This window comes from Luteimonas sp. TWI596 (genome assembly GCF_039674105.1).
Lineage (GTDB): Bacteria > Pseudomonadota > Gammaproteobacteria > Xanthomonadales > Xanthomonadaceae > Luteimonas.
In genome coordinates this window covers 115964-136877 of the sequence record NZ_JBDJMU010000008.1, presented here as the reverse complement: position 1 = coordinate 136877, position 20914 = coordinate 115964, and the positions used below count along the sequence as shown (strand labels likewise).

Annotated in this window: 12 protein-coding genes; 5 read left to right on the top strand and 7 right to left on the bottom strand. The window is 70.3% G+C overall.

The window, feature by feature from the left end:
* Positions 1–155: 155 nt before the first annotated feature.
* Both ABE487_RS08340 and ABE487_RS08335 read left to right on the top strand, forming a co-directional pair.
* Positions 156–3431, top strand: coding sequence for a discoidin domain-containing protein (locus tag ABE487_RS08340; RefSeq protein ID WP_346451486.1), 3276 nt, complete (start codon positions 156–158; stop codon positions 3429–3431).
* Positions 3432–3604: 173 nt separating this feature from the next.
* Positions 3605–5734, top strand: a complete 2130-nt coding sequence (locus tag ABE487_RS08335) for a glycoside hydrolase family 3 C-terminal domain-containing protein (RefSeq protein ID WP_346451496.1) — start codon at positions 3605–3607, stop codon at positions 5732–5734.
* A gap of 15 nt (positions 5735–5749) precedes the next feature.
* Here the strand turns inward: ABE487_RS08335 and ABE487_RS08330 are convergent, their stop codons facing one another.
* Positions 5750–6622: a hypothetical protein gene (locus ABE487_RS08330; RefSeq protein ID WP_346451485.1), complete on the bottom strand. Its 873-nt coding sequence runs from the start codon at positions 6620–6622 to the stop codon at positions 5750–5752.
* Between ABE487_RS08330 and ABE487_RS08325 the strand changes: the two genes are divergently transcribed.
* Positions 6560–8461, top strand: a complete 1902-nt coding sequence (locus tag ABE487_RS08325; protein WP_346451484.1) for a hypothetical protein — start codon at positions 6560–6562, stop codon at positions 8459–8461. The two genes, ABE487_RS08330 and ABE487_RS08325, sit on opposite strands and share 63 nt — an antisense overlap.
* A gap of 113 nt (positions 8462–8574) precedes the next feature.
* On the opposite strand, the gene ABE487_RS08320 is transcribed toward ABE487_RS08325, so the two are convergent.
* The 6 genes from ABE487_RS08320 to zwf form a co-directional block, all read right to left on the bottom strand.
* Positions 8575–9807 carry a hypothetical protein gene (locus tag ABE487_RS08320; protein WP_346451483.1) on the bottom strand — a complete coding sequence of 411 codons (1233 nt, stop codon included), beginning with the start codon at positions 9805–9807 and terminating at the stop codon, positions 8575–8577.
* Positions 9808–9993: 186 nt separating this feature from the next.
* The gene (gene eda, locus ABE487_RS08315) at positions 9994–10647 is read right to left on the bottom strand and encodes a bifunctional 4-hydroxy-2-oxoglutarate aldolase/2-dehydro-3-deoxy-phosphogluconate aldolase (RefSeq protein ID WP_346447771.1); all 654 of its coding nucleotides are present in this window, start codon (positions 10645–10647) and stop codon (positions 9994–9996) included.
* Positions 10648–10669: 22 nt separating this feature from the next.
* Positions 10670–12586, bottom strand: a complete 1917-nt coding sequence (gene edd, locus ABE487_RS08310) for a phosphogluconate dehydratase (RefSeq protein ID WP_346447759.1) — start codon at positions 12584–12586, stop codon at positions 10670–10672.
* A gap of 73 nt (positions 12587–12659) precedes the next feature.
* The gene (pgl, locus tag ABE487_RS08305; RefSeq protein ID WP_346445460.1) at positions 12660–13352 is read right to left on the bottom strand and encodes a 6-phosphogluconolactonase; all 693 of its coding nucleotides are present in this window, start codon (positions 13350–13352) and stop codon (positions 12660–12662) included.
* Between the two features lie 56 nt (positions 13353–13408).
* A complete protein-coding gene (glk, locus tag ABE487_RS08300) occupies positions 13409–14410 on the bottom strand; it encodes a glucokinase (protein ID WP_346447757.1) in 1002 nt (333 codons plus the stop codon).
* Positions 14407–15822, bottom strand: coding sequence for a glucose-6-phosphate dehydrogenase (zwf, locus tag ABE487_RS08295; RefSeq protein WP_346451482.1), 1416 nt, complete (start codon positions 15820–15822; stop codon positions 14407–14409). The genes glk and zwf overlap by 4 nt, the downstream gene beginning before the upstream one ends.
* Positions 15823–16084: 262 nt before the next feature.
* Here zwf and ugpC point away from each other — a divergent pair, with 262 nt between their 5' ends.
* On the top strand, positions 16085–17173 hold the full coding sequence (ugpC, locus tag ABE487_RS08290; RefSeq protein ID WP_346451481.1) for a sn-glycerol-3-phosphate ABC transporter ATP-binding protein UgpC: 1089 nt from the start codon (positions 16085–16087) through the stop codon (positions 17171–17173).
* A 215-nt stretch (positions 17174–17388) separates the two neighbouring features.
* Positions 17389–20901 (top strand): chromosome segregation protein SMC, encoded by a 3513-nt coding sequence (gene smc, locus ABE487_RS08285; RefSeq protein WP_346451480.1) that lies wholly within the window; start codon positions 17389–17391, stop codon positions 20899–20901.
* Positions 20902–20914: the final 13 nt, after the last annotated feature.

The following is a 20914-nucleotide window of genomic DNA, read 5'->3' as shown; positions in this document are numbered from 1 at the left end:
CACGGCCGCGCGTTCGCCGCCGTCCACCGCACGTCCCTCAGCAGTCAGGGAGGGCTGCGTCCCGCGCATCCGCAAGGTGGATGCCGCCGCGACACGCGCACGCGCGCGTCTGATCCGACCACCGCAACACGCGAACCACGGAGTCACCGCCCCGCATGAAGATCCTCGACACCCGCGCCGACCGCGCGCCTGCCGACACCGACATGACGCCTGCCGGCGATGCCCCCGCCGTCGGTGGCCGCACCCGCACAGTCCTGCCGCTGCGCGCCACCGGTACTGCTGCGCTGATCGCCGCGTTGGCGGCCTGTTCCGTGGCGCCGACGCCGGGCAGCGAGGCCGCCGCGACGGGCGATGCCGGTGCCCGCGTGCTCGACGACTTCGAGGACCCGTCGGCCTGGACGGTGGTCACCTCCAACCAGGTCACCGGCACGCTGCGCAAGATCGACGGCGATGATGGCGGCGCGCTGTGCCTGGATTACGACTACAACGGGGTGTCCGGGCACGTCGGCATCCAGCGCGAACTGCCGCTCGATTATCCGGAGAACTATCGCTTCGGCTTTCGGCTGCGCGGCGAGTCGCCGGCCAACGACCTGCAATTCAAGCTGATCGACGCCAGCGGCAACAACGTGTGGTGGGTGAACCGGCCCAAGTACGATTTTCCGACCGAGTGGACGCAAATCCAGTACCGCAAGCGCCATATCGACAAGGCCTGGGGACCGGATCCGGACAAGACCCTGCGTGCAAGCCACAAGGTCGAGTTCACGATCTACAACAATGCCGGCGGCAAGGGCAGCGTGTGCTTCGATACGTTGACCTTCGAGCCGTTGCCGGCCGACGACGACTCGCCGCTGACCGCCAGTGCGGCCTCGACGACCACGCCCGATGGCACCGGCAAGGCGGTCGACGGCAAGGCCGCGACCGCGTGGGAGGCCGGCGCCGCGCCGCAGAAGCTGGTGTTGGATCTGGGTAAGGTGCGTGAGTTCGGCGCGCTGCGGCTGCAGTGGCTCGACGGGCGCCATGCGGCCGACTACACGGTGTCACTGTCGACCGACGGCGAGCAGTGGACGCAGGTGCGCAAGGTCGACGGCGGCAATGGCGGCGTGGACTGGTTGTCGTTGCCCGAGTCGGAGGCCCGCTATGTCGGTCTCGACCTGCGGGCCGGTCCGGGGCAGGGCTTCGCGCTCGCCGAGGCGGCGCTGCAGCCGGTCGCGGTCTCGAACCATCCCAACGATTTCCTCAAGGCGGTCGCGGCCGAGAGGCCGAAGGGCCAGTTTCCGCGCGGTTTCAGCGGTGAGCAGCCGTACTGGACGATCCTGGGCCTGGACGGCGGCACCGAGCAGGGCCTGATCGGCGAGGACGGCGCGATCGAGGTTGCGGCCGGTGGCTTTTCGATCGAGCCCTTTATCCGCGCCGGCGATGGACTGGTGACCTGGGCCGATGCCCGGATCACCCAATCGCTGCAGGACGGCTATCTGCCGATTCCGAGCGTGGACTGGGCTCACGACGCGGTGTCGCTGCGCGTGACCGGTTTTGCCCGCGGCACGCCCGAGGCATCGCAGCTCGTCGCCCGCTATCGGCTGACCAACTCGGGCCGCCAGCCGCGCGATTTCGAGTTCGCGCTGGCGGTGCGGCCGATGCAGGTCAATCCGCCGACGCAGTTCCTCAATGTCATCGGCGGTGTGAGTCCGCTGCACACGCTGGCACTCGCCCCCGACCGGGTCAGCGTGGACGGCGTGCCGCGCGTGTTCGCGCGCGAGCCGGCGCAGCAGGTGTTCGCCACGACCTTCGACAGCGGCATGGACATCGAGCATCTGGCCGCCGCTGCGCTGCCGGCGACCACCGAGGTCGAGGATGCGCAAGGGCTGGCCTCTGGCGCGTTGGTCTACAGGGTGCGGCTCGAGCCGGGCCAGGCGCGCGAGTTCGACCTGCTGATTCCGATGACCGGCGCGGCGCCGTCGCTCACCGCCGACCAGTGGCAGCCGCAGGCCTGGCAGGACGAGATGGCGCGTATCTGGTATGGCAAGCTCGGCGAGGTCGGCATCGAGGTGCCCGAGGCGGGGCGCGATCTGGCGAACACGCTGCGCACTTCGCTGGCGCACATGCTGATCTCGCGCATTGGCCCGCGCCTGCAGCCGGGCACACGCTCGTATGCGCGCAGCTGGATCCGCGACGGCGCGATGATCTCCGAAGGGCTGCTGCGGATGGGCCGGCCCGAAGTCGTCAAGGACTACGTCGAGTGGTATGCCCCGTACCAGTTCGACAACGGCATGGTGCCGTGCTGCGTGGATGACCGCGGCAGCGATCCGGTGCCCGAGAACGACAGCCACGGCGAGCTGATCTTCAATATCGCCGAGTACTGGCGCTACACCCACGACGACGCCTTCCTCGCGCGCATGTGGCCGCACGTGGTCGGTGCGTTCGACTACATGGAGACGCTGCGCGCCAGCGAGCGCACCGAGGAGAACCGCCAGGTCAACGCGGCCTTCTACGGCATGATGCCGGTCTCGATCAGCCACGAGGGCTATTCGGCCAAGCCGATGCACTCGTACTGGGACAACTTCTGGGCGCTGCGCGGCTACAAGGATGCGGTCGAGATCGCACAGGCGCTGGGCAAGAGCGAGGACGTGGCCCGGATGACCGCTGCGCGCGACGAGTTCCGCACCGATCTCGATGCCTCGCTGCGTGCCGCAGCCCGACTGCACGGTATCGACTATCTCCCCGGCGCGGCCGAACTCGGCGATTTCGATCCCACCTCGACGACGATCGCGCTGGCGCCCGGCGGCGAGCAGGGGCGGCTGCCCGAGGACCTGCTGGTCAACACCTTCGAGCGCTACTGGACGCTGTTCGCCGATCGTCGCGACGGCCGCAAGCCGTGGAAGGACTACACGCCCTACGAGTGGCGCAACGTCGCCGCGTTCGTGCGGCTGGGCTGGCGCGAGCGCGCCAATGAAGTGCGCGAGTGGTTCTTCGGCCATCGCGCGCCGCTGGCGTGGAACCAGTGGGGCGAGGTCGTCACGCCGACGCCGCGTAAGCCATTCTTCCTCGGCGACCTGCCGCATGCCTGGGTGGGCTCGGACTTCGTGCGCTCGGCGCTGGACATGTTCGCCTACGTGCGCGAGGTCGACGACAGCATCGTGCTGGCGGCGGGCGTGCCGGCCGACTGGTTCGACGGCATCGGCGTGCGGCTACACGGCATGCGCACCCCACAGGGCAAGCTCGGCTACCGGTTGCGGCGCGAGCACGACGTGCTGGCGCTCGACGTCGATGCCGATGCCGGCCTGCCGCCCGGGGGCCTGGTGCTGCAGTGGCCGTATCCGAACGTGCCTGGCCCGACGACCATCGACGGCCATCCGGCGCAGTGGCAGGGCAACGAACTGCGCATCGCGCGTGCCGGTGCGCAGGTGCGCGTGCAGATCCCGACATCGCCCTGAGCCAAGACCGCACCTTTGAAGTCCTCGCGTTGCGCGATGCGCGCGGGGACCGCCACACCAGACGAGGAGACATCGGCGCAATGACGACCCCCCGACTCGGCCGCGCGTTGCTGTGCGCGCTGGCCATTGCCATTCCCGGCCCGGCGCTGACGGCGCAGGACTCAACGACTGCGATGCCGTGGATGGATCCGGACGATTCGCCGGATGCGCGCGCCGCGCTGCTGGTCGCGGCGATGACCCAGGACGAGAAGTTCCAGTTACTGCGCAGCCGCTTTGCGATCGGCGAGCATAAGCCGACCGAAGCGCTGACCGCGGCCGGCTATGTGGCCTCGATTCCGCGCCTGGGCATTCCCTCGCAGGGGCTCGTCGATGCGGGCCTGGGCGTGACCAATCCCGGCGGCGCGCGCGAAGGCGATCACGCCACCGCGATGCCGTCCGGGCCGGCGACCGCCTCGACCTGGAGCCGCGAGGTCGCGTTCCTGGGCGGCCAAACGATGGGCCGCGAAGCGTGGCGGCAGGGGTTCAATGTGCTGTTGGCCGGCAGCGTCAATCTGCAGCGCGATCCGCGCAACGGGCGCAATTTCGAGTACGCAGGCGAGGATCCGCTCCTGGCCGGCACGTTGGTCGGCGAGTCGATCCGCGGCGTGCAGTCCCAGCACGTGCTTTCGACGATGAAGCACTACGCGCTCAACGACATGGAGACGCATCGCAATTTCCATAGCGCGCAGATCGGCGATCGCGCGATGCACGAATCCGACCTGCTCGCGTTCCGCATTGCGCTGGAGATCGGCGCGCCCGGCTCGGTGATGTGCAGCTACAACCGCATCAACGGCGTCTATGGTTGCGAGCACGACGAACTGCTCAACAACGTCCTCAAGCGCGATTGGAAGTACCCCGGTTACGTGATGTCCGACTGGGGCGGGGTGCACAGTGCGTCGAAGGCGGCGCTCGCGGGCTTGGACCAGCAATCTGCGGGTGAGGTGTTCGACAAGGCGGTGTACTTCGACCGCCCGCTGCGCATGGCGGTCGATGCCGGTGTCGTGCCGCAGGCGCGGGTCGACGACATGGCCCACCGCATCCTGCGCAGCCTGATCGCGGTCGGCGCGTTCGATCATCCGCCGCAGCGCCAGCCGCCCGATGCCGAACTCGACGCGGCCGGCTTCGCGGTCGCGCAGCGCACCGCCGAAGAAGGCGCGGTGTTGCTGCGCAATGCGGGCGACCTGCTGCCGCTCGGCGCCGATGTGCGCCGGATCGCGGTGATCGGCGGCCATGCCGACCGCGGCGTGATCGCCGGTGGTGGCTCATCGATGGTCGGCTGGACCTCGCGCGGGCCCAACGCCGTGCCGGGCGTGAAGCCGACCACCTGGCCTGGGCCGGTGATGTTCCAGCCGTCCTCGCCGCTGCGGGCCTTGCGCGAAGCGGCGCCGCAGGCGCGCGTGGACTACGCCGACGGTAGCGACCGCGCTACCGCGGCGCGGCTCGCGCGCGAAGCCGACGTGGCGATCGTGTTCGCGACCCAGTGGTCGGCCGAGTCGGTGGACCTGCCGGACATGCGCCTGGCCGACGGCCAGGACGCGCTGATCGAAGCTGTCGCGGCGGCCAACCCGCGGACGGTGGTGGTGCTGCAGACCAATGGCCCGGTCGAACTGCCCTGGGCCGAGCGCGTGCCCGCGATCCTGCAGGCGTGGTATCCGGGCATCCGCGGCGGCGAGGCCGTCGCGCGCCTGCTGACAGGACAGGCCAACCCCTCCGGACGCCTGCCGGTCACCTGGCCGGTCGATGTCGCGCAACTGCCGCGGCCGCACGTGCCGGGCCTGGGCTTCGACCCGCCGCAGAAGCCCGAGGACACGATCGATTACGACATCGAGGGCGCCAACGTCGGCTACCGCTGGTTCTCAGCCAAAGCGCTGACGCCGCGCTACGCCTTCGGCCATGGTCTGTCGTACACCACGTTCGCGCTGTCGGACCTGACGGTGCACGCCGACGGCGAGCGCCTGACCGCGCGCTTCGCCGTCCGCAACACCGGCGCGCGTGCCGGCGCCGCGGTGCCGCAGCTCTACGTGCACCTGCCCGAGGGCCACACCACGCCGCTGCGCCTGGCCGGCTGGGACAAGCTCGAGCTGCAACCGGGCGAGTCGCGCGAGGTCGAAGTGGCGCTGGCCCCGCGTCTGTTCGCCGACTACGACCCGGTCACGCGCAGCTGGCGCATCCCCGCCGGCCACTATCGCGTGGTGCTCGGGCAGTCGGCGGCCGACACCGCCGACACGGCCATCCTCGACTTGCCCGAACGCCACCTAGACTGACCCGAAACACCGGGGTCAGAGTCGGTTTTTGCAAGGGGCGTTGCAGCTGGAAATTGCACGCTGACTCCGGTTTTGCGGCGCTAGGGTCGGCCCCAGTGGAGCGGGGGGCTCGTGGTTGCTACCGTCGGCAGTCCAGGCCCGGCCTGAGTTCCAGACCCGGGCTTCGTTCTTGCGGAGTTCGCGATGAATGCCCAGGTCTCGACCCACCGACCGTTCGATCCACCGCCGCCGCCTGCGGTCGATACGCTTCAAGGCGCCTCTCGTGACGCCGCCAACACTGCGGTGGCCGGCATGGACGCCGCCGCCATCGACACCTTGCGCGGCGAGGTGCAGGCGCTGCCGGCCAGCGAGCGGCAGGGGCTGCTGAACGAGCTGGCGACCCGGCTCGATGCCGATAACCTGACACGTCTGCACGACGTCTTCGGGCAGGACGCGGTGGCGTCGGCGGTCGACATGCGCGCGCCGGCCGATGTTCGCGAGGCGTATCAGGCGACGGCGGGCCGGACGACACCCGCCGCGCCCGCCCCGGGACCCGCGCTGCCGCCGATGGACATCGCGCGGATCGAGGCGCAGCAGCGCCAGCGGGCGCAGGACGATTTCTCGGCAGGGGGCCTCGATAGCGGCGCGATCAGTGGACCCTACCAACTGTCCGAACTGGCCCGCGAGCACGCGACCGAGCCTGCGTACCTCGCCGAACTGGTCCGGCTGGCGGACGACGCCGACCTGCTCGCATCGGTCGTCGCCCCCATCAACGGGCTCTACAGCCGCGACTCTGGAGGCGGCTACGCATTCGGCGGCGCCGACGGCGATGCCGCGCGCGAGGCGATGACGCACGCGCTCGATGTCGCGGTCCAGCGCGGCGTGCTCAGCGAGGGCGGCATTCGGCATGCCGCCGCAGACAGCGCGGGCTGGGCCGATGTCGCCGGCAGGTTGGGGATCGACAACGTCGGGCGTACGCAGGCAAGCAATGACGCGGCGACGAAGCTCGAGTCGCTGGGCAAGGACTACGACGACGCCAAGAAGGCGGTGGACAAGCTCGATGAGGAGCTCGCCACGTTCCTGCTGCGCGCCGGTCCGCTGGACGGCGAACAACGGGCGGCGTTCATTGAGAAGTTCCGCGAAGCCGAGGGCCATGCAGAGGTCTATGCTGCCGAAGCAGAGGCCGGCCAGGCACTCGTCGACTATGTCCAGGCCAACCGAGAGGCTGGGTTCGAAGCGGCGGTACGCGATCCTCAGGTCGCCACGCAGGTCGTCGATACGCTCGGTCGTCTGGCCGATTCGGGTCATGGCGAGTTGGCGCTCGAACTGCTCGGCGAGATCCAGGGCACGCCAGGTTCGGCCCTGGCCGAGGCGTTCGAGGCCCATACCGATACCCTGCAAGGTGAGCTCTCCGAACGGATCGCCAGCGCGGCGACCGTCGAGATCGTCACCCGGCATGATGGCGATCTGCAGGCAGCGCTCGCCGACCTGAAGGACGCCTTTGCGCCACTGAAGGATGCCAAGGGGCTGTTTGACGGCGTCAAAGGCGGTATCGGCAGCTTCAAGGACGGCATGGCGATGATGGACGCGGTTGCCGCTGGCAACTTCGATCCATTGAAGAAGCTCGGCGACGGCTTCGGCGACGCATCGCCATTCGCGCGCGCGATGTCAGGGGTCGGCGTCGTAATGGGCGCGATCAAAGCTGCGGAGAGTGGGCAGGAAGGCGCGTATCTCGAGGCGGTGCAGGGTTTCGCGTCGGCGGGCGAAAGTGGCCTTAACCTGCTGGCGGGCGCATCCAAGCATTTCGCCGACGCGGGACGCTTGGCGCAGTACGGCGATGACGCTCTGCGTTTTGGCACGTTCGCTGCAAAGATCGCGCCTGGACTGGGCGTGATCGCGAGCGCGACCTCGATCGCGATCAATCTGCAGAAGGCCTCCGACGGCGGCAACGTGGGTTACGCCGTCGCTGCGATGGGCGATGTCTTCAGCATGCTCGGTAGCGCTGTGGGTGCCCTGGCGCCCGGGCCGGGGACGGCTGCGGGCGCCATCGTCAGCGGTATCGGGGCAGTGATCTCGGCGATCGGCGGCGGCATCGGCGACGCGATCGACAAGCACCAGACGCGCGAGGAACTGCGTGGCTATCTCGAAGCCACTGGCATGGATGCCGACACGATCGAGCTGATGCTCGGAAGCGGCGAGGCGATGAACAATGTTGCGGCTGGCCTCGGTATCTCAGGAGACCAGTGGCAGGCGATGCTGGCATCCGATCCTGCGCTTGCCTACGCGCCATACGTGTTCAAGTCGGTTGCCGACGGCTATGGCTTGCAGGGCGATCAGGCAGTCGAGTTGTTCAAGCGAATGCATGCCGAAGATCCGCAAGCGATGCTCGCGCTCATGCGCGAGTTCGGTGAGAAGCCGCAGGCGGGCGTCGACGTTGGACTGTTGGCCCGTGAGTTCCTCGAACAGAACTTCCCGGATGCGCACGCCTACGCGCGCAGTCAGGAAACGTCGGCGACGCGGCCCGACGGCTCTTCCAAGACGCCGGCCGAGATCGCCGAGGGCGATTACGCTGGCATCCGCGGCGGCACGATCAGCGAGATTCACGACAAGGCTGAGGCGCTGCTCCAGGCCAATGACAATCACGATTATCGGGTCCGGGTGCTGGAATTGCTGTATGCGGACAACCGGTCCGACGCCGTCCTGGAACTCGGCATCCAGTACGGCGTGATGCCGGACGAACTGCGCTGATACCGAAGCGGCACGCGTCGCGAAAAGGAGCCGTGGCCAGTCGTCGCGGTTGACGGAACGGTGTCCGGTACGCCTGGCGTCAGATCCGGACAAAGCACCGGCCGCCCAGCGCATCAGTACGTGTACTGCAGCTGCACCCACAGTTTGTCGGTGTCTGCGGTGCGCGTGGCGTCGTCGCTGCGATAGCGTGCGAGCTTGAGCAGGCCGTCGAGGCCTTTCACGCCCGCAATCGCGTGTGCATAGGACAGGTCGAGCTCGTCGCCGTAGTCGCCGCCACCGCGTTCGGGCGCGAAGTCGTGGTACCAGGCCTGCAGACTGCCGCCGCCCAGTGGGATGGTCGCGCCGACGTAGCGGTCGACCACGCCGGCCGCCGGCGTGGTGAGGAACACATCCGCCCAGCCCTGGAAGGCATGCTTGGTTGCCAGCGGCGTCTGGAAGGCACGGTTGCCGCTGCCGTCGCCGCCGCCGAGCGATTCGTAGCCGGCCTTGAACGTGGTGCCGCGCCACTGGTAGCCCAGTTCGCCGAGCGCGTAGCGGCTATCGAGGTCCCAGGGGTTGTTGCCCAGGTCGCGCTGGCGGGCGATCTCGGCCGCGTAGCGCCAGGCACCGGAGGTGCCTTCCAGGCGCAGGCCGGTGGTGTGGCTGGATAAGGTGCCCAGCGGCGCGGTCGCGGACACGGCGATGCCGTCCAGCTCGAGACGGTAGTGGTAGGCCGTCGCCGTCAGTGCCGGCGCGACCCGCAGGCCCGCCTGCAGCAGATGACTGCGGCCGTCGATCGTCGCGGGGTTGGCGCGGGTTACGAAGGCGCCGTCATCGGGACCGAAAATGGTGTGGATGCGGCCGATGACCGTGTAGTCGAACACCAGCCGGTCGAGCGGCGTGAGCTGCAGGCGGATCGCATCGTAGGTCTGCTCGTTCTGGCGCCAGCCGACGCCGCCAACGAAGCGCTGGTTGCCCAGGTTGATGCGCTGGCGGCCGAAGGTCGCGCTGCCGCCGTCGAAGGCCCAGCGCACCAAGGCCTGATTGACCGCGGCGCCGTCAGGATCGGCGACGACGGGATACGCGCGCGCGCCGTTGCGGGTGTCGTTGAAGCGATCCGGTCCCAGGTGGGCGATGGCGTCGATCTCGCCGAGCGCGGACCAGCCGTGCCACTGCGGCGTGAGATAGCCCACGCGTGCGCGCAGGGTGTGGGCATCGGCGTCGCGAGGCAGGCCGCCCTGCTCGACGTGCTCATAGCGATAACGCAGGTCGAGGGACGGGCCGGGGGCGTCGGCGGCGACGCCGGCCAGCGGCAGCGTGGCGAGCAGCAGCGGCAGTGCGCGGCGGCAGAGTGTGCGAGGCGACATGTCGGTGTCTTGGTGTGGGGGTCGCCACACGTTGGACCCAGCGCATTCAGGCTGCCATGACCTCGATCAAGCGAAGGCGAGTGCGCCTGCACGCGCATGTCACTTCAAGCGCGCATCCTTGCGCACGCACGCCGGCTCGCTTCATGAGCGGGCCGATCGGCAACCGCGCCCACGCGCGGTCATGCGTCAGGCGGCGCGGGCCTCGCGCACGATCGCCGCCGCCTGGGCCGAGGCCTCGCGCACGCGCGCATAGTCGCCGGCCGCCAGCCACGCCTTGTCGAGCATCCACGAACCGCCCACGCACAGGACGTTCGGCTGTGCCAGGAACTCGGCGGCGTTGGACGCGGAGATGCCGCCGGTCGGGCAGAAGCGCATGTCCTGCACCGGGCCGGCCAGGCCCTTGAGCATCGCCAGGCCGCCGACTGCGTTGGCCGGGAACAGCTTGCAGTTGCGGAAGCCCAGGTCGCGCAGGGCGAGGAACTCGGTCGGCGTCGCGGCGCCGGGTACCGCCGGCACCGCGGCCTGCGCCAGGGCTTCGGCCAGGCGCGGGGTCGTGCCCGGGGTGACGAGGAAATCGGCGCCGGCATCGATCGAGGCGCGGATGTTCTCGGCGTTGAGCACGGTGCCGGCACCGATGACGATCTCCGGGCGCTCGCGCTTGAGCGTGGCCAGGGCCTCGATCGCGATCGGCGTGCGCAGGGTCAGTTCCAGCGTGGTGAGGCCGCCTTCGAGCAGGGCGTCGGCGAGGGCGCGCGCCTGGTCCAGGGTATCGACGGTGATCACCGGCAGCACACCGGCAGCCCGCAACAGATCGGCGGCGCGCTGCTGGCGCTCGGACATCGGGGAAACGTGGGGCATCGGGTCAGTTGTCCTTTTCGTCATGCGGCGCGTCGGCGGCCGCGCCATCGGCACCCAGATCGTACTCGGCGTCGTACTCCCACACCGCCCCATGGAGGGTCGGGGGTCCGCAGGAAATCGACAGCGCCCCCTGGTCGGCCGGGGAGACGTTGGCGCGGTTGAACGCGAACAGGTTGCGGCCGAAGTCGGTCGGCGCCGGCGCGGTGTCGGGCGCGGCCTCGCGGCGCTGCCATTCGTCGGCATCGACCAGCGCCTCGAGGGTGCCGGCCTCGCCATCCAGACGCACGATGTCGCCTTCGCGCAGGTAGGCCAGCGGCCCGCCGCGCGCAGCCTCGGGGGTGACGTGGATCGCGGCGGGAATCTTGCCCGACGCGCCCGACAGGCGGCCATCGGTGACCAGCGCGACGCGCCGGCCCTGGTTCTGCAGCATGCCCAGTAGCGGGGCCAGCGAATGCAACTCGGGCATGCCGTTGGCCTTCGGCCCCTGGTAGCGCACGACGGCGACGAAATCGCGCGGCAGTGCGCCGGCGGCGTGCAGGCGGTTGAGCGCCTGCGGGGCATCGACCACCACGGCCGGCGCCTCGATCGTGCGGAACTCCGGCTTGACCGCCGAGAGCTTGATCAGCGCGCGCCCGAGGTTGCCGCGCAGCAGGCGCAGGCCGCCGTGGGCCTCGAACGGCGCGGAGGCCGGCCGCAGCACGGCGTCGTCGGCGCTGGTGGCGATGCCCGGCGTGTACACCAGCCGGTCGCCGTCGACCTTGGGGTCGTCGCAATAGGCCCGCATGCCGCCTGCGACGACGGTCGGGATGTCGCCGTGCATCAGCCCGGCGTCGAGCAGTTCGCGGAAGACGAAGGCATTGCCGCCGGCGGCGTGATAGCGGTTCACATCCGCCTCGCCGTTGGGATACACCCGCGCCAGCAGCGGCACCACCTGCGACAGTGCGTCCATGTCGTCCCAGGTCAGCACGATGCCGGCCGCACGCGCGACTGCGATCCAGTGGATCGTGTGGTTGGTCGAGCCGCCGGTGGCCATCAGCATCGCGATCGCGTTGACGATGGCGCGCTCGTCGATCAGTTCGCCCAGCGGCCGGTAGTCGTCGCCCAGCGCGGTGATCGCCAGCGCGCGTGTGACCGCTTCGCGGGTGAACGCCTCGCGCAGCGGGGTCCCGGGGTTGATGAAGGCCGCACTGGGCAGTTGCACGCCCATCGCCTCGAGCAGGGTCTGGTTCGAGTTCGCGGTGCCGTAGAAGGTGCAGGTGCCGGGCGAGTGGTAGGACTGCGCCTCGACCTCGAGCAGCTCAGCGCGGGTGGCTTCGCCGGCGGCGTAGCGCTCGCGGACCTCGGCCTTGGTCTTGTTGGGCACGCCCGGGGTCATCGGCCCGCCCGGCACGAACACCGCAGGCAGATGGCCGTAGGCGAGGGCACCGATCAAAAGGCCCGGCACGATCTTGTCGCAGATGCCCAAGTACAGGCTGGCGTCGAACATGTCGTGCGACAGGCCGATCGCGGTCGCCTGGGCGATGACATCGCGCGAGAACAGCGACAGCTCCATGCCGGCGCGGCCTTGGGTCACGCCGTCGCACATCGCCGGCACGCCACCGGCGACCTGCGCGGTCGCGCCGAGCGCGCGCGCGGTCTCGCGGATGAACTCGGGGTAGGTCTCGTAGGGCTGATGCGCCGAGAGCATGTCGTTGTAGGCGGTGACGATGCCCAGGTTCGGCGTCGGCTCGTTGCGCAGGCGCAGCTTGTCGGTCGGCCCGCAGCCGGCGAAGCCATGGGCGAGGTTCGCGCAACTCAGGCGGCCGCGCAGTGGGCCGTCGTCGCGCATGCGCGCGATGCCGTCCAGATACGCGCGGCGCGAGGCGGCGCTGCGCTTGCGGATGCGCTCGGTGACGGAATGCAGAACGGGATGCAGGCTCATTGGCGGCGGCGATGAGACGAAAAGGAGGGAAGGGGCGCCCGGGTGCGCGGACGCACGGTGCTGAGGCTGTCGATCACGGGCACCAGTGCACGTGCAAGTCTGCGCCCGGCACGGTCAAGGCGATGCGTGCCGGATACTCGTGGACGTCGTCGCTACGCAACAGTTGCTCGAGCAGCGCACGCTTGTGCTCGCCGCGGATCAGCAGGATCCGCGTGTGCGCAGGGGCCAGGCCGGCCGGGGTCAGGCTGATGCGGCGGGCCCAGCGCTGCGCGCCGGGGCAGCCGGTCGCATCGACGCCGACGTAGGGCGTGGGCGCGGCCAGTGCCGCGTCGAGATCCTGCATGCCGGGAAACAACGAGGCGGTGTGGCCGTCGTCGCCCATGCCCAGCACCACGACGCCGGCCGGCTGGCGCGCATGCAGGTTGGCGGTCGACAGCGCCTCGTCGAACGGGCGGCCGGCGCGCGTGATCGTCTCCAGCCGTGCGTGCTGTGCCTTGTTCTGGATCAGCGTTTCGCGCACCAGGCGCGCATTGCTGTCCGGGTCCTCGGGCAGCAGCCAGCGCTCGTCGACCAGCGCGACATCGACGTTGTCCCACGGCAATGGCGACTTCGACAGTGCTGCGTAGACCGGACCGGGGGTCTTGCCGCCCGACAGCAGCAGCCGCGCACGCGGCCGCTCGCGCAGGTCGCGCGCAATTGCCGAGGAGATTGCGATCGCAGCCCCCCAGGTCCACTGGGTGGCGGAGTCGTAAGCGTGCAGGTGCATGCGGCCATCGTGACCGATTCGGGCCGCGTTGCCAAAGCCCTCGGCCTGCGCCACGGTCACGGCGCGGCCCTGCGCACGGCGATCGCCGCCGCACCGAGCAGGCCGGCGTGCGGATGCAGCACCGCCAGGCTCGGCACGCGGCCCATGTTCGGCGAGAAGCGGCCCTTGTGTTCGAAGCGCTGGCGGAAGCCCGAGTGGCGGATCGAATCGAGCATCTTGGGCACCAGCCCGCCGGTCAGGAACACGCCGTCCCAGGCCCCCAGCGTCAACACCAGGTCGCCCGCGATCGCGCCGAACACGGCGCAGAAAATGTCGACCGCGCGTGCGCACAGCGGGTCGCCCGCCTGCGCGCGCGTGGTCACGTCGGAGGGCTGCAGCGGGCCGGGGTCGACCCCGGCGATCTCGCACAGCGCGTGGTGGATGTTGACCAGGCCCGGCCCGCAGATCAGTCGTTCGTTGGACACGCGCCCGAACTGCGCGCTGAGCCGTTCGAGGATGCGCGTCTCTTCCGGTGTGCCGGGCGGAAAGCTGACGTGCCCGCCCTCGGTCTCGAGCGGGTAGTAGTGGCCGTCGCGGACCACCAGCGCACCGACCCCCAACCCGGTTCCCGGGCCGATGACCGCGTAGGTGCACGGCGCGTCGGCGCGCTCGGGCACCGACCACTGTACGCCGCCGATTGCGGTGTAGTCGCCGGGCTGCAGCAGCGGGATCGCCATCGCCTGCGCGGCGAAGTCATTGACCAGTTCGACGTCGCTCAGCCCCAGGCGTTCGCGGGTCCGCCGGCGCGAGATCACCCAGGGATGGTTGGTGATGCGCGCCTCGTCGCCGTCCACGCGTCCGGCAACGGCGAACACGCCGCAGCGGATGCGCGCATCGCCGACGTGGCCGATCGCCTGCAGGTAATGCTGGGCGGCGTCGGCCAGCGAGGGAAAATCGGCGACGGCGAAGCCCTGCACGGTGTCGAGCTGCAGCGGCGTGGCGCTGGCGGTGTCGGCCAGCGCGAAGCGCGCATTGGTGCCGCCGATGTCGGCGAGCAGGGCAAGTGAAGCGTCGGTCACGACTTGCGTCCGTTGTGCGTGGTCAGGGTGCGCGGCAGGAACGGCACGGCCTCGGCCGGCCCCCAGGAACCGGCCGGGTAGTCGCGGACCGGCGTGCCGGCCTGGCGCCAGGCCTCGCTGACACTGTCGATCCAGCGCCACTGGGCCTCGACTTCGTCGTCGCGCACGAACAGGGTCTGGTCGCCCTTGAGCGCGTCGATCATCAGCCGTTCGTAGGCGATGCGGCGCTTGGGCGGCAGCATCGCCAAGTCCAGCGACATCGGTTGCAATTCGTTGGCGCTCCATTCCGATGCCGCCAGGCTGCCCATCAGGCCGAGTTCGATGGTCTCTTCGGGCTGCAGCCGCACGCGCAGCTGGTTGGCGCGGGCGCGCTTGCGCTCGTCGGCGCCGAACAGCCAGTGGGTGACCGGCTTGAAGGTCACCACGACCTCGGTAGTGCGCGAGGGCATGCGCTTGCCGGTCACCAACCGGAATGGCACACCGGCCCAGCGCCAGTTGTCGATCCAGGCGCGCAGGCCGACGAAAGTCTCGACGTCGTCGCGGTGACTGAAGCCCTTGACCGCGCGGCCGTCGACCACGCCGTCGCGGTAGCGGCCGCGGATGCTGTCGGCCTCGGCGGCCGACGCTGTCATGGGGCGCAGCGCGCGCAGCACCTTGCGCTTCTCGTCGCGAATCGCGTCGGGGTCCATCGCCGCCGGCGGCTCCATCGCGATCAGCGCGAGCAGCTGCAGCATGTGGTTCTGCACCATGTCGCGCAGCGCGCCGTAGTCAGCGTAGTAGCCCTCGCGGCCGTCGACGCCGGCGGTCTCGGCGACGATGATGTCGACCGACTCGATCCAGCGCCGTTCCCAGACGGCCTCGAACAGCGTGTTGCCCAGCCGCAGCGCCAGCAGGTTCTGCACCGGCGCTTTGCCCAGGTAATGGTCGATGCGGAAGATCCGCGACTCGTCGAGTGCGGCCTTGAGGGTGGCATCGATCTCGCGTGCGCTGGCCAGGTCGTGACCGATCGGCTTTTCCAGCACCAGGCGCGACGGCGCCTCGAGCAGGCCGGCGGCCTTCAGGCCGCGGCACGCGGACGCGAACAGGTTGGGCGGCGTCGACAGATAGCTGACCGCCGGGCGGTCGGCGAACGGCGAGAGCGCCTGCGCCATGGCCTCAGGGTCGGACAGATCGGCAGGCACATAGCGCACCCGGCCCAGCAGCTCGTCGAGCGTGGCGGCCTCATAGTCCTCGCCCAGGCGCTCGCGCAGCCAACCGCGGAAGCTCTCGTCGTCGTGCTCGCTGCGCGCGATCGCCAACACCCGGAAGTCGGCCGGCAGCAGCCGGTCGCGCAGCAGGTGCAGCAGGGACGGGAACAGGTAACGTTGCGCCAGATCGCCGGTGGCGCCAAACAGCAGCAGAGTGTCGTGCATGGACGCCTGGTTCGCCTCGTGTTCACGGAAGGGAATCGTGAAGTGTGTCGTGCAATCGCCCGGAACCGCAATGCCCGCCGCCAGCGGCCGCGCGGCGACGGGCCGGCCGGCGCGGGCTGCGTCGACCGCCGTTCCCGGTCGATCGCCGACTGGCATGTAAACGATTACATGCCAGAATAGCGTATTGCGTCCCCGATGCACGGCCCGGCCGCTGCACGGGCACACGACTCCAATCACAACACGTCCGACAGCGGGAGAAGCCATGGCGAAGGTGCGGTTCGACGCGGTACGCAAGGTCTATCCCAACGGGTACGTGGGTGTGGCGGGCGCCAGCTTCGAGGTCGCCGACGGCGAACTGCTGGTGCTGGTCGGGCCGTCGGGCTGCGGCAAATCCACGCTGCTGCGCATGGTCGCTGGCCTGGAGGCGATCAGCAGCGGGACGCTGACCATCGGCGACCGGGTGGTCAACGACGTAGCCCCGAAGGATCGCGACATCGCGATGGTGTTCCAGAGCTACGCGCTGTACCCGCACATGAGCGTGGCCGAGAACCTCGCCTTCGGGCTCAAGCTGCGCGGCCAGGACAAGGCCGACATCGCCGCGCGCGTGGCCGAGGCCGCGCGGGTGCTGGAGCTCGACAAGGTACTCGACCGCAAGCCGGGGCAATTGTCGGGCGGCCAGCGCCAGCGCGTGGCGCTGGGCCGGGCGCTGGTCCGCCAGCCGCAGGTGTTCCTGCTCGACGAGCCCTTGTCCAACCTCGACGCCAAGTTGCGTGCGGGCATGCGGGTGGAGATCGCGCGGCTGCATCGCGCGCTGGGCACGACGATGATCTACGTCACCCATGACCAGATCGAGGCGATGACGCTGGGCCAGCGCATCGTGGTGCTCAAGGACGGGCAGATCCAGCAGATCGACACCCCGATGGCACTCTACGAAAAGCCCGCCAACCTGTTCGTGGCGACCTTCCTGGGCAGTCCGGCGATGAACGTGCTGCGCGGCCGCCTCCAGCATGGCCAGGCCGGCTGGGCGCTGGCGCTGGGTGACGGCACGGTGCTGGCGCTGGGCGCGGCCGGGCTGCCGCAGGCTTGGGATGGCCGCGAGGTCGATTTGGGCATCCGGCCCGAGCATCTGGTGCCCGCCGACCCCGCCCAGGCCGGATTGGCACCGGTGGTGGAGGTGGTCGAGGCGGTGGGCAGCGAAGTCTTCGTGAATCTGCGCCTGGGCGATCGCCCCCTGATCGCGCGGTTGCCGCCCGAGCGGGTGCCGGTGCCCGGCGAGACCCTGCCGTTGGCGGTCCCGGCCGGCCGCGTGCACGCCTTCGACGTGGAGACCGGCGCCCGCCTGGTGCCGTAGCTGCGTCAAGCCAGCGCGGTGCCCCCGCGGCCCAATGCCGGCGCGGGGCGGGGCCGGCGGCGCGATCCGGAGGCGCTGGCTATACTGGCCGCTTGCGCGCGCGCGGCGCGCGGCCCACCGTGCGTCAGCAGCGCCGGGGCCGGGTGCCGCGTGTGTCCCCGCCGTTCCACGACCCGGCGCCGGCCCGCCGGCGCCACGAGGCCCCCGACGCCCGCATGCGCCTATCCACGATCAAGCTCGCCGGTTTCAAGTCCTTCGTCGACCCGACCACGCTGCACCTGCCGACGAACATGACCGGTGTGGTCGGGCCGAACGGTTGCGGCAAGTCCAACATCATCGACGCGGTGCGTTGGGTCATGGGCGAGTCCTCGGCCAGCCGCCTGCGCGGCGACTCGCTGACCGACGTGATCTTCGCCGGGTCGACCGCGCGCAAGCCGGTGTCCCAGGCGATGGTCGAGCTGATCTTCGACAACAGCGACCACACCATCAGCGGCGAGTTCGCCGCGTTCAACGAGATCTCGGTCAAGCGCACCGTCAGTCGGGACGGGCAGAGCGGCTACTACCTCAACGGCACCAAGTGCCGCCGCCGCGACATCACCGACCTGTTCCTGGGCACGGGCCTGGGCCCGCGCAGCTACTCGATCATCGAGCAGGGCATGATCAGTCAGGTCATCGACGCCAAGCCCGAGGACCTGCGCATCTACCTCGAGGAAGCGGCCGGCATCTCCAAGTACAAGGAGCGCCGCAAGGAGACCGAGACCCGGATCCGGCACACCCGCGAGAACCTCGAGCGGCTGGGCGACCTGCGCGAGGAGGTCGGCAAGCAGTTGCAGCACCTGGCCCGCCAGGCCCGCCAGGCCGAGCAGTACACCGCGATCCAGGCCGAGCGCAAGATCCGCGACGCGGAGTGGAAGGCGCTGGAATGGCGCACGCTCGATTCGCGCCTGCGTGCGCTGCGCGAGGGCCTGGCGCAGGAGGAGACCCGGCTCGAACAACTGATCGCCGAGCAGCGCGAAGCCGAGCGCGAGCTCGAGACCGGGCGCGAGCGTCGCCACGAGGCGGCCGAGGCGCTCAACCGCGCCCAAGCCGAAAGCTACGAGGTCAGCGGTACGCTCGCCCGGATCGAGCAGCAGATCCAGCACCAGCGCGAACTGTCGGCGCGCCTGCTCAAGGCCCGCGACGAGGCGCAGGCGCAGTTGGCCGAGATCGGCGCACATATCGACCAGGACCAGGTGCGGCTCGACACCCTGCACGAGCACATCGCCGAGGCCGAGCCGCAGCTGGCGCAACTGCAGGACGAGGACGCGATCCGCCAGGACGCGCTGCGCGATGCCGAGACTGCGCTCGCCGACTGGCAGGCCCGCTGGGAGGCGCACAACCGCGAACAGGGCGAGGCCGCGCGCGCCGGTGATGTGGAGCGCACGCGCGTCGACTATCTCGACCGCCAGGCGCTGGAAGCCGGGCGCCGGCGCGAGCAGTTGCAGGCCGAGCGCGATGGCCTCGACCTCGACGCGCTGAACGAGGCCTTCGAGGATATCCAGCTCCGGCACGAAGAGCAGAAGGCCGCCCTCGACGCGCTCGGCGACTCGGTAGAGGCGCGCAAGGCCGCGGCTGTCGAGCTGCAGGACGGCCAGCGCGTCGCGCAAGAGGACCTGTCGGGCGTGCGCAAGCGCGCGCAGGAAGCCCGCGGCCGGCTGGCGTCGCTGGAGACGCTGCAGCACGCGGCGCTCGGCCAGGAGCAGGGCGCGGCGGTCGAGTGGCTGCGTCAGCGCGGGCTCGATTCGGCCGCGCGCGTGGGCGAGCGGCTGCGCGTGGAGGCCGGCTGGGAGTTCGCGGTCGAGAGCGCGCTGGGCCAACTGATCGAAGGCGTGCTGGTCGACGGCGATGGCGTGCCCGCCGAATTGGTCGACGCACTGGGCGAACTGGGCGAGAGCCGCCTGGCGCTGGTGGCCGCCGACGAGGGGCCGGCGCAGTTCGCGCCGACCTCGCTCGCGGCCCGGGTGCAGGGCCCGCTGGCGATCCGGCGGTTGCTCGCGCGTCTGCATGTCGCCGTCACCCTGGACCAGGCACGCGCGCTGCAAGCCGGGCTGGGCGAACACGATTCGGTCATCACCCGCAGCGGCGAGCGCCTGGGCGCGGGCTGGGTGCGGGTGTCGCGCTCGGGCGCGGCCAAGCAGGGCGCGCTGCTGCGCGAGCGCGAGATCCAGGCGCTGCGCGAAGAAATCGCCGCGCTGCAGGACCAGGAACACGACCTGGAGCGCAGCCTCGCCAGCGGCCGCGACCGCCTGCTCGCCGCCGAGCAGCAGCGCGAGGAGGCGCAGCGTGCGCTGTACCTGGCCCACCGCGGCGTGTCCGAACTCGCCGGCCAGGTACAGAGCCAGCAGGGCCGGGTCGAGGCCGCGCGCACCCGCATCGCCCGCATCGATGCCGAGCTCGCGCAGCTCGACGAGACCCTGGCCCAGTCCGCGCAGCAGGCACGCGAGGCGCGCGCCCGGCTCGAGGACGCGGTCGGCAGCATGGGCGACCTGGAAACGGCGCGCGCCGCGCTCGAAGCCGAGCGCCGCAGCCTGACCGATGCCCGCGATGCCGCCCGCGCGGCCGCGCGCGAGTCCCGCGATACCGCGCATGCGCTGGCGCTGACGCTCGAGTCGCAGCGCGCGCAGGTCGCTTCGCTGACCCAAGCGCTGGCGCGCATGGGCGGCCAGCGCGGTCAGCTCGACAATCGTCTGGGCGAGCTGTCGGCGCAACTGGCCGGCGGCGACTCGCCGGTCGAGGCGCTCGAGGACCAGCGCCAGGTCGCGCTGGAGGCGCGCGTGCGCACCGAGCAGGCGCTGGCGCAGGCGCGCTCGGCGGTCGAAGGCATCGACAACGAACTGCGCACCTACGAGCAGATCCGCCAGCAGCGCGATGCGCAGGCGCTGACCCAGCGCGAGGCGATCGGCCAGCGCCGGCTCGACCAGCAGGCGCTGGTGATCGCCGCCGATCAGCTTGCCGCCCAGGTGGTGGAGGCGGGCTTCGTCGTCGACGATGTGCTCAATGGCCTCGACGATGCGGCCAATGCCAAGGACTGGGAAAAGATGGTCGTCGACTTCGATGCGCGCTTGCGGCGCCTGGAGCCGGTCAACCTGGCGGCGATCGCCGAGCATGCCGAGGCCGCGCAGCGCAAGGACTACCTCGACGCCCAGGATGCCGACCTCACCGCCGCGCTCGAAACGCTGGAGGAGGCGATTCGCAAGATCGACCGCGAGACTCGCGGCCGGTTCAAGGACACCTTCGACCGGGTCAATGCCGGCGTGCAGGCGTTGTATCCGCGTCTGTTCGGCGGCGGCCACGCTTACCTGGAGCTGACCGGCGACGACCTGCTCGACACCGGTGTGGCGATCATGGCCCGCCCGCCCGGCAAGCGTGTGTCCAACATTTCGCTGCTGTCGGGCGGCGAGAAGGCGATGACCGCCGTCGCCCTGGTGTTCTCGATCTTCCAGCTCAATCCGGCGCCGTTCTGTCTGCTCGACGAGGTCGACGCGCCGCTCGACGAGGCCAACGTCGGCCGCTTCACGGCGATGGTCCGTGAGATGAGCGAGCAGGTGCAGTTCCTGTTCGTCAGCCACAACAAGGCGACGATGGAAGCCGCATCCCAACTCAGTGGCGTTACCATGCGCGAGCCGGGCGTCAGCCGTCTGGTGTCCGTCGATCTTGCCGAAGCCACGCGACTGGCCGGCGCCGCCTAGGAGAACACCGCCA

What these genes read in the sequence shown, in the direction of transcription:
- ABE487_RS08330 (WP_346451485.1), bottom strand. Translation starts at nt 6,622, where the DNA reads ATGCCGAATGCCGCCCTCGCTGAGCACGCCGCGCTGGACCGCGACATC.
- smc (WP_346451480.1), top strand. Translation starts at nt 17,389, where the DNA reads ATGCGCCTATCCACGATCAAGCTCGCCGGTTTCAAGTCCTTCGTCGAC.
- ugpC (WP_346451481.1), top strand. Translation starts at nt 16,085, where the DNA reads ATGGCGAAGGTGCGGTTCGACGCGGTACGCAAGGTCTATCCCAACGGG.
- ABE487_RS08325 (WP_346451484.1), top strand. Translation starts at nt 6,560, where the DNA reads ATGACGCACGCGCTCGATGTCGCGGTCCAGCGCGGCGTGCTCAGCGAG.
- ABE487_RS08320 (WP_346451483.1), bottom strand. Translation starts at nt 9,807, where the DNA reads ATGTCGCCTCGCACACTCTGCCGCCGCGCACTGCCGCTGCTGCTCGCC.
- ABE487_RS08335 (WP_346451496.1), top strand. Translation starts at nt 3,605, where the DNA reads ATGCCGTGGATGGATCCGGACGATTCGCCGGATGCGCGCGCCGCGCTG.
- edd (WP_346447759.1), bottom strand. Translation starts at nt 12,586, where the DNA reads ATGAGCCTGCATCCCGTTCTGCATTCCGTCACCGAGCGCATCCGCAAG.
- pgl (WP_346445460.1), bottom strand. Translation starts at nt 13,352, where the DNA reads ATGCACCTGCACGCTTACGACTCCGCCACCCAGTGGACCTGGGGGGCT.
- eda (WP_346447771.1), bottom strand. Translation starts at nt 10,647, where the DNA reads ATGTCCGAGCGCCAGCAGCGCGCCGCCGATCTGTTGCGGGCTGCCGGT.
- ABE487_RS08340 (WP_346451486.1), top strand. Translation starts at nt 156, where the DNA reads ATGAAGATCCTCGACACCCGCGCCGACCGCGCGCCTGCCGACACCGAC.
- zwf (WP_346451482.1), bottom strand. Translation starts at nt 15,822, where the DNA reads ATGCACGACACTCTGCTGCTGTTTGGCGCCACCGGCGATCTGGCGCAA.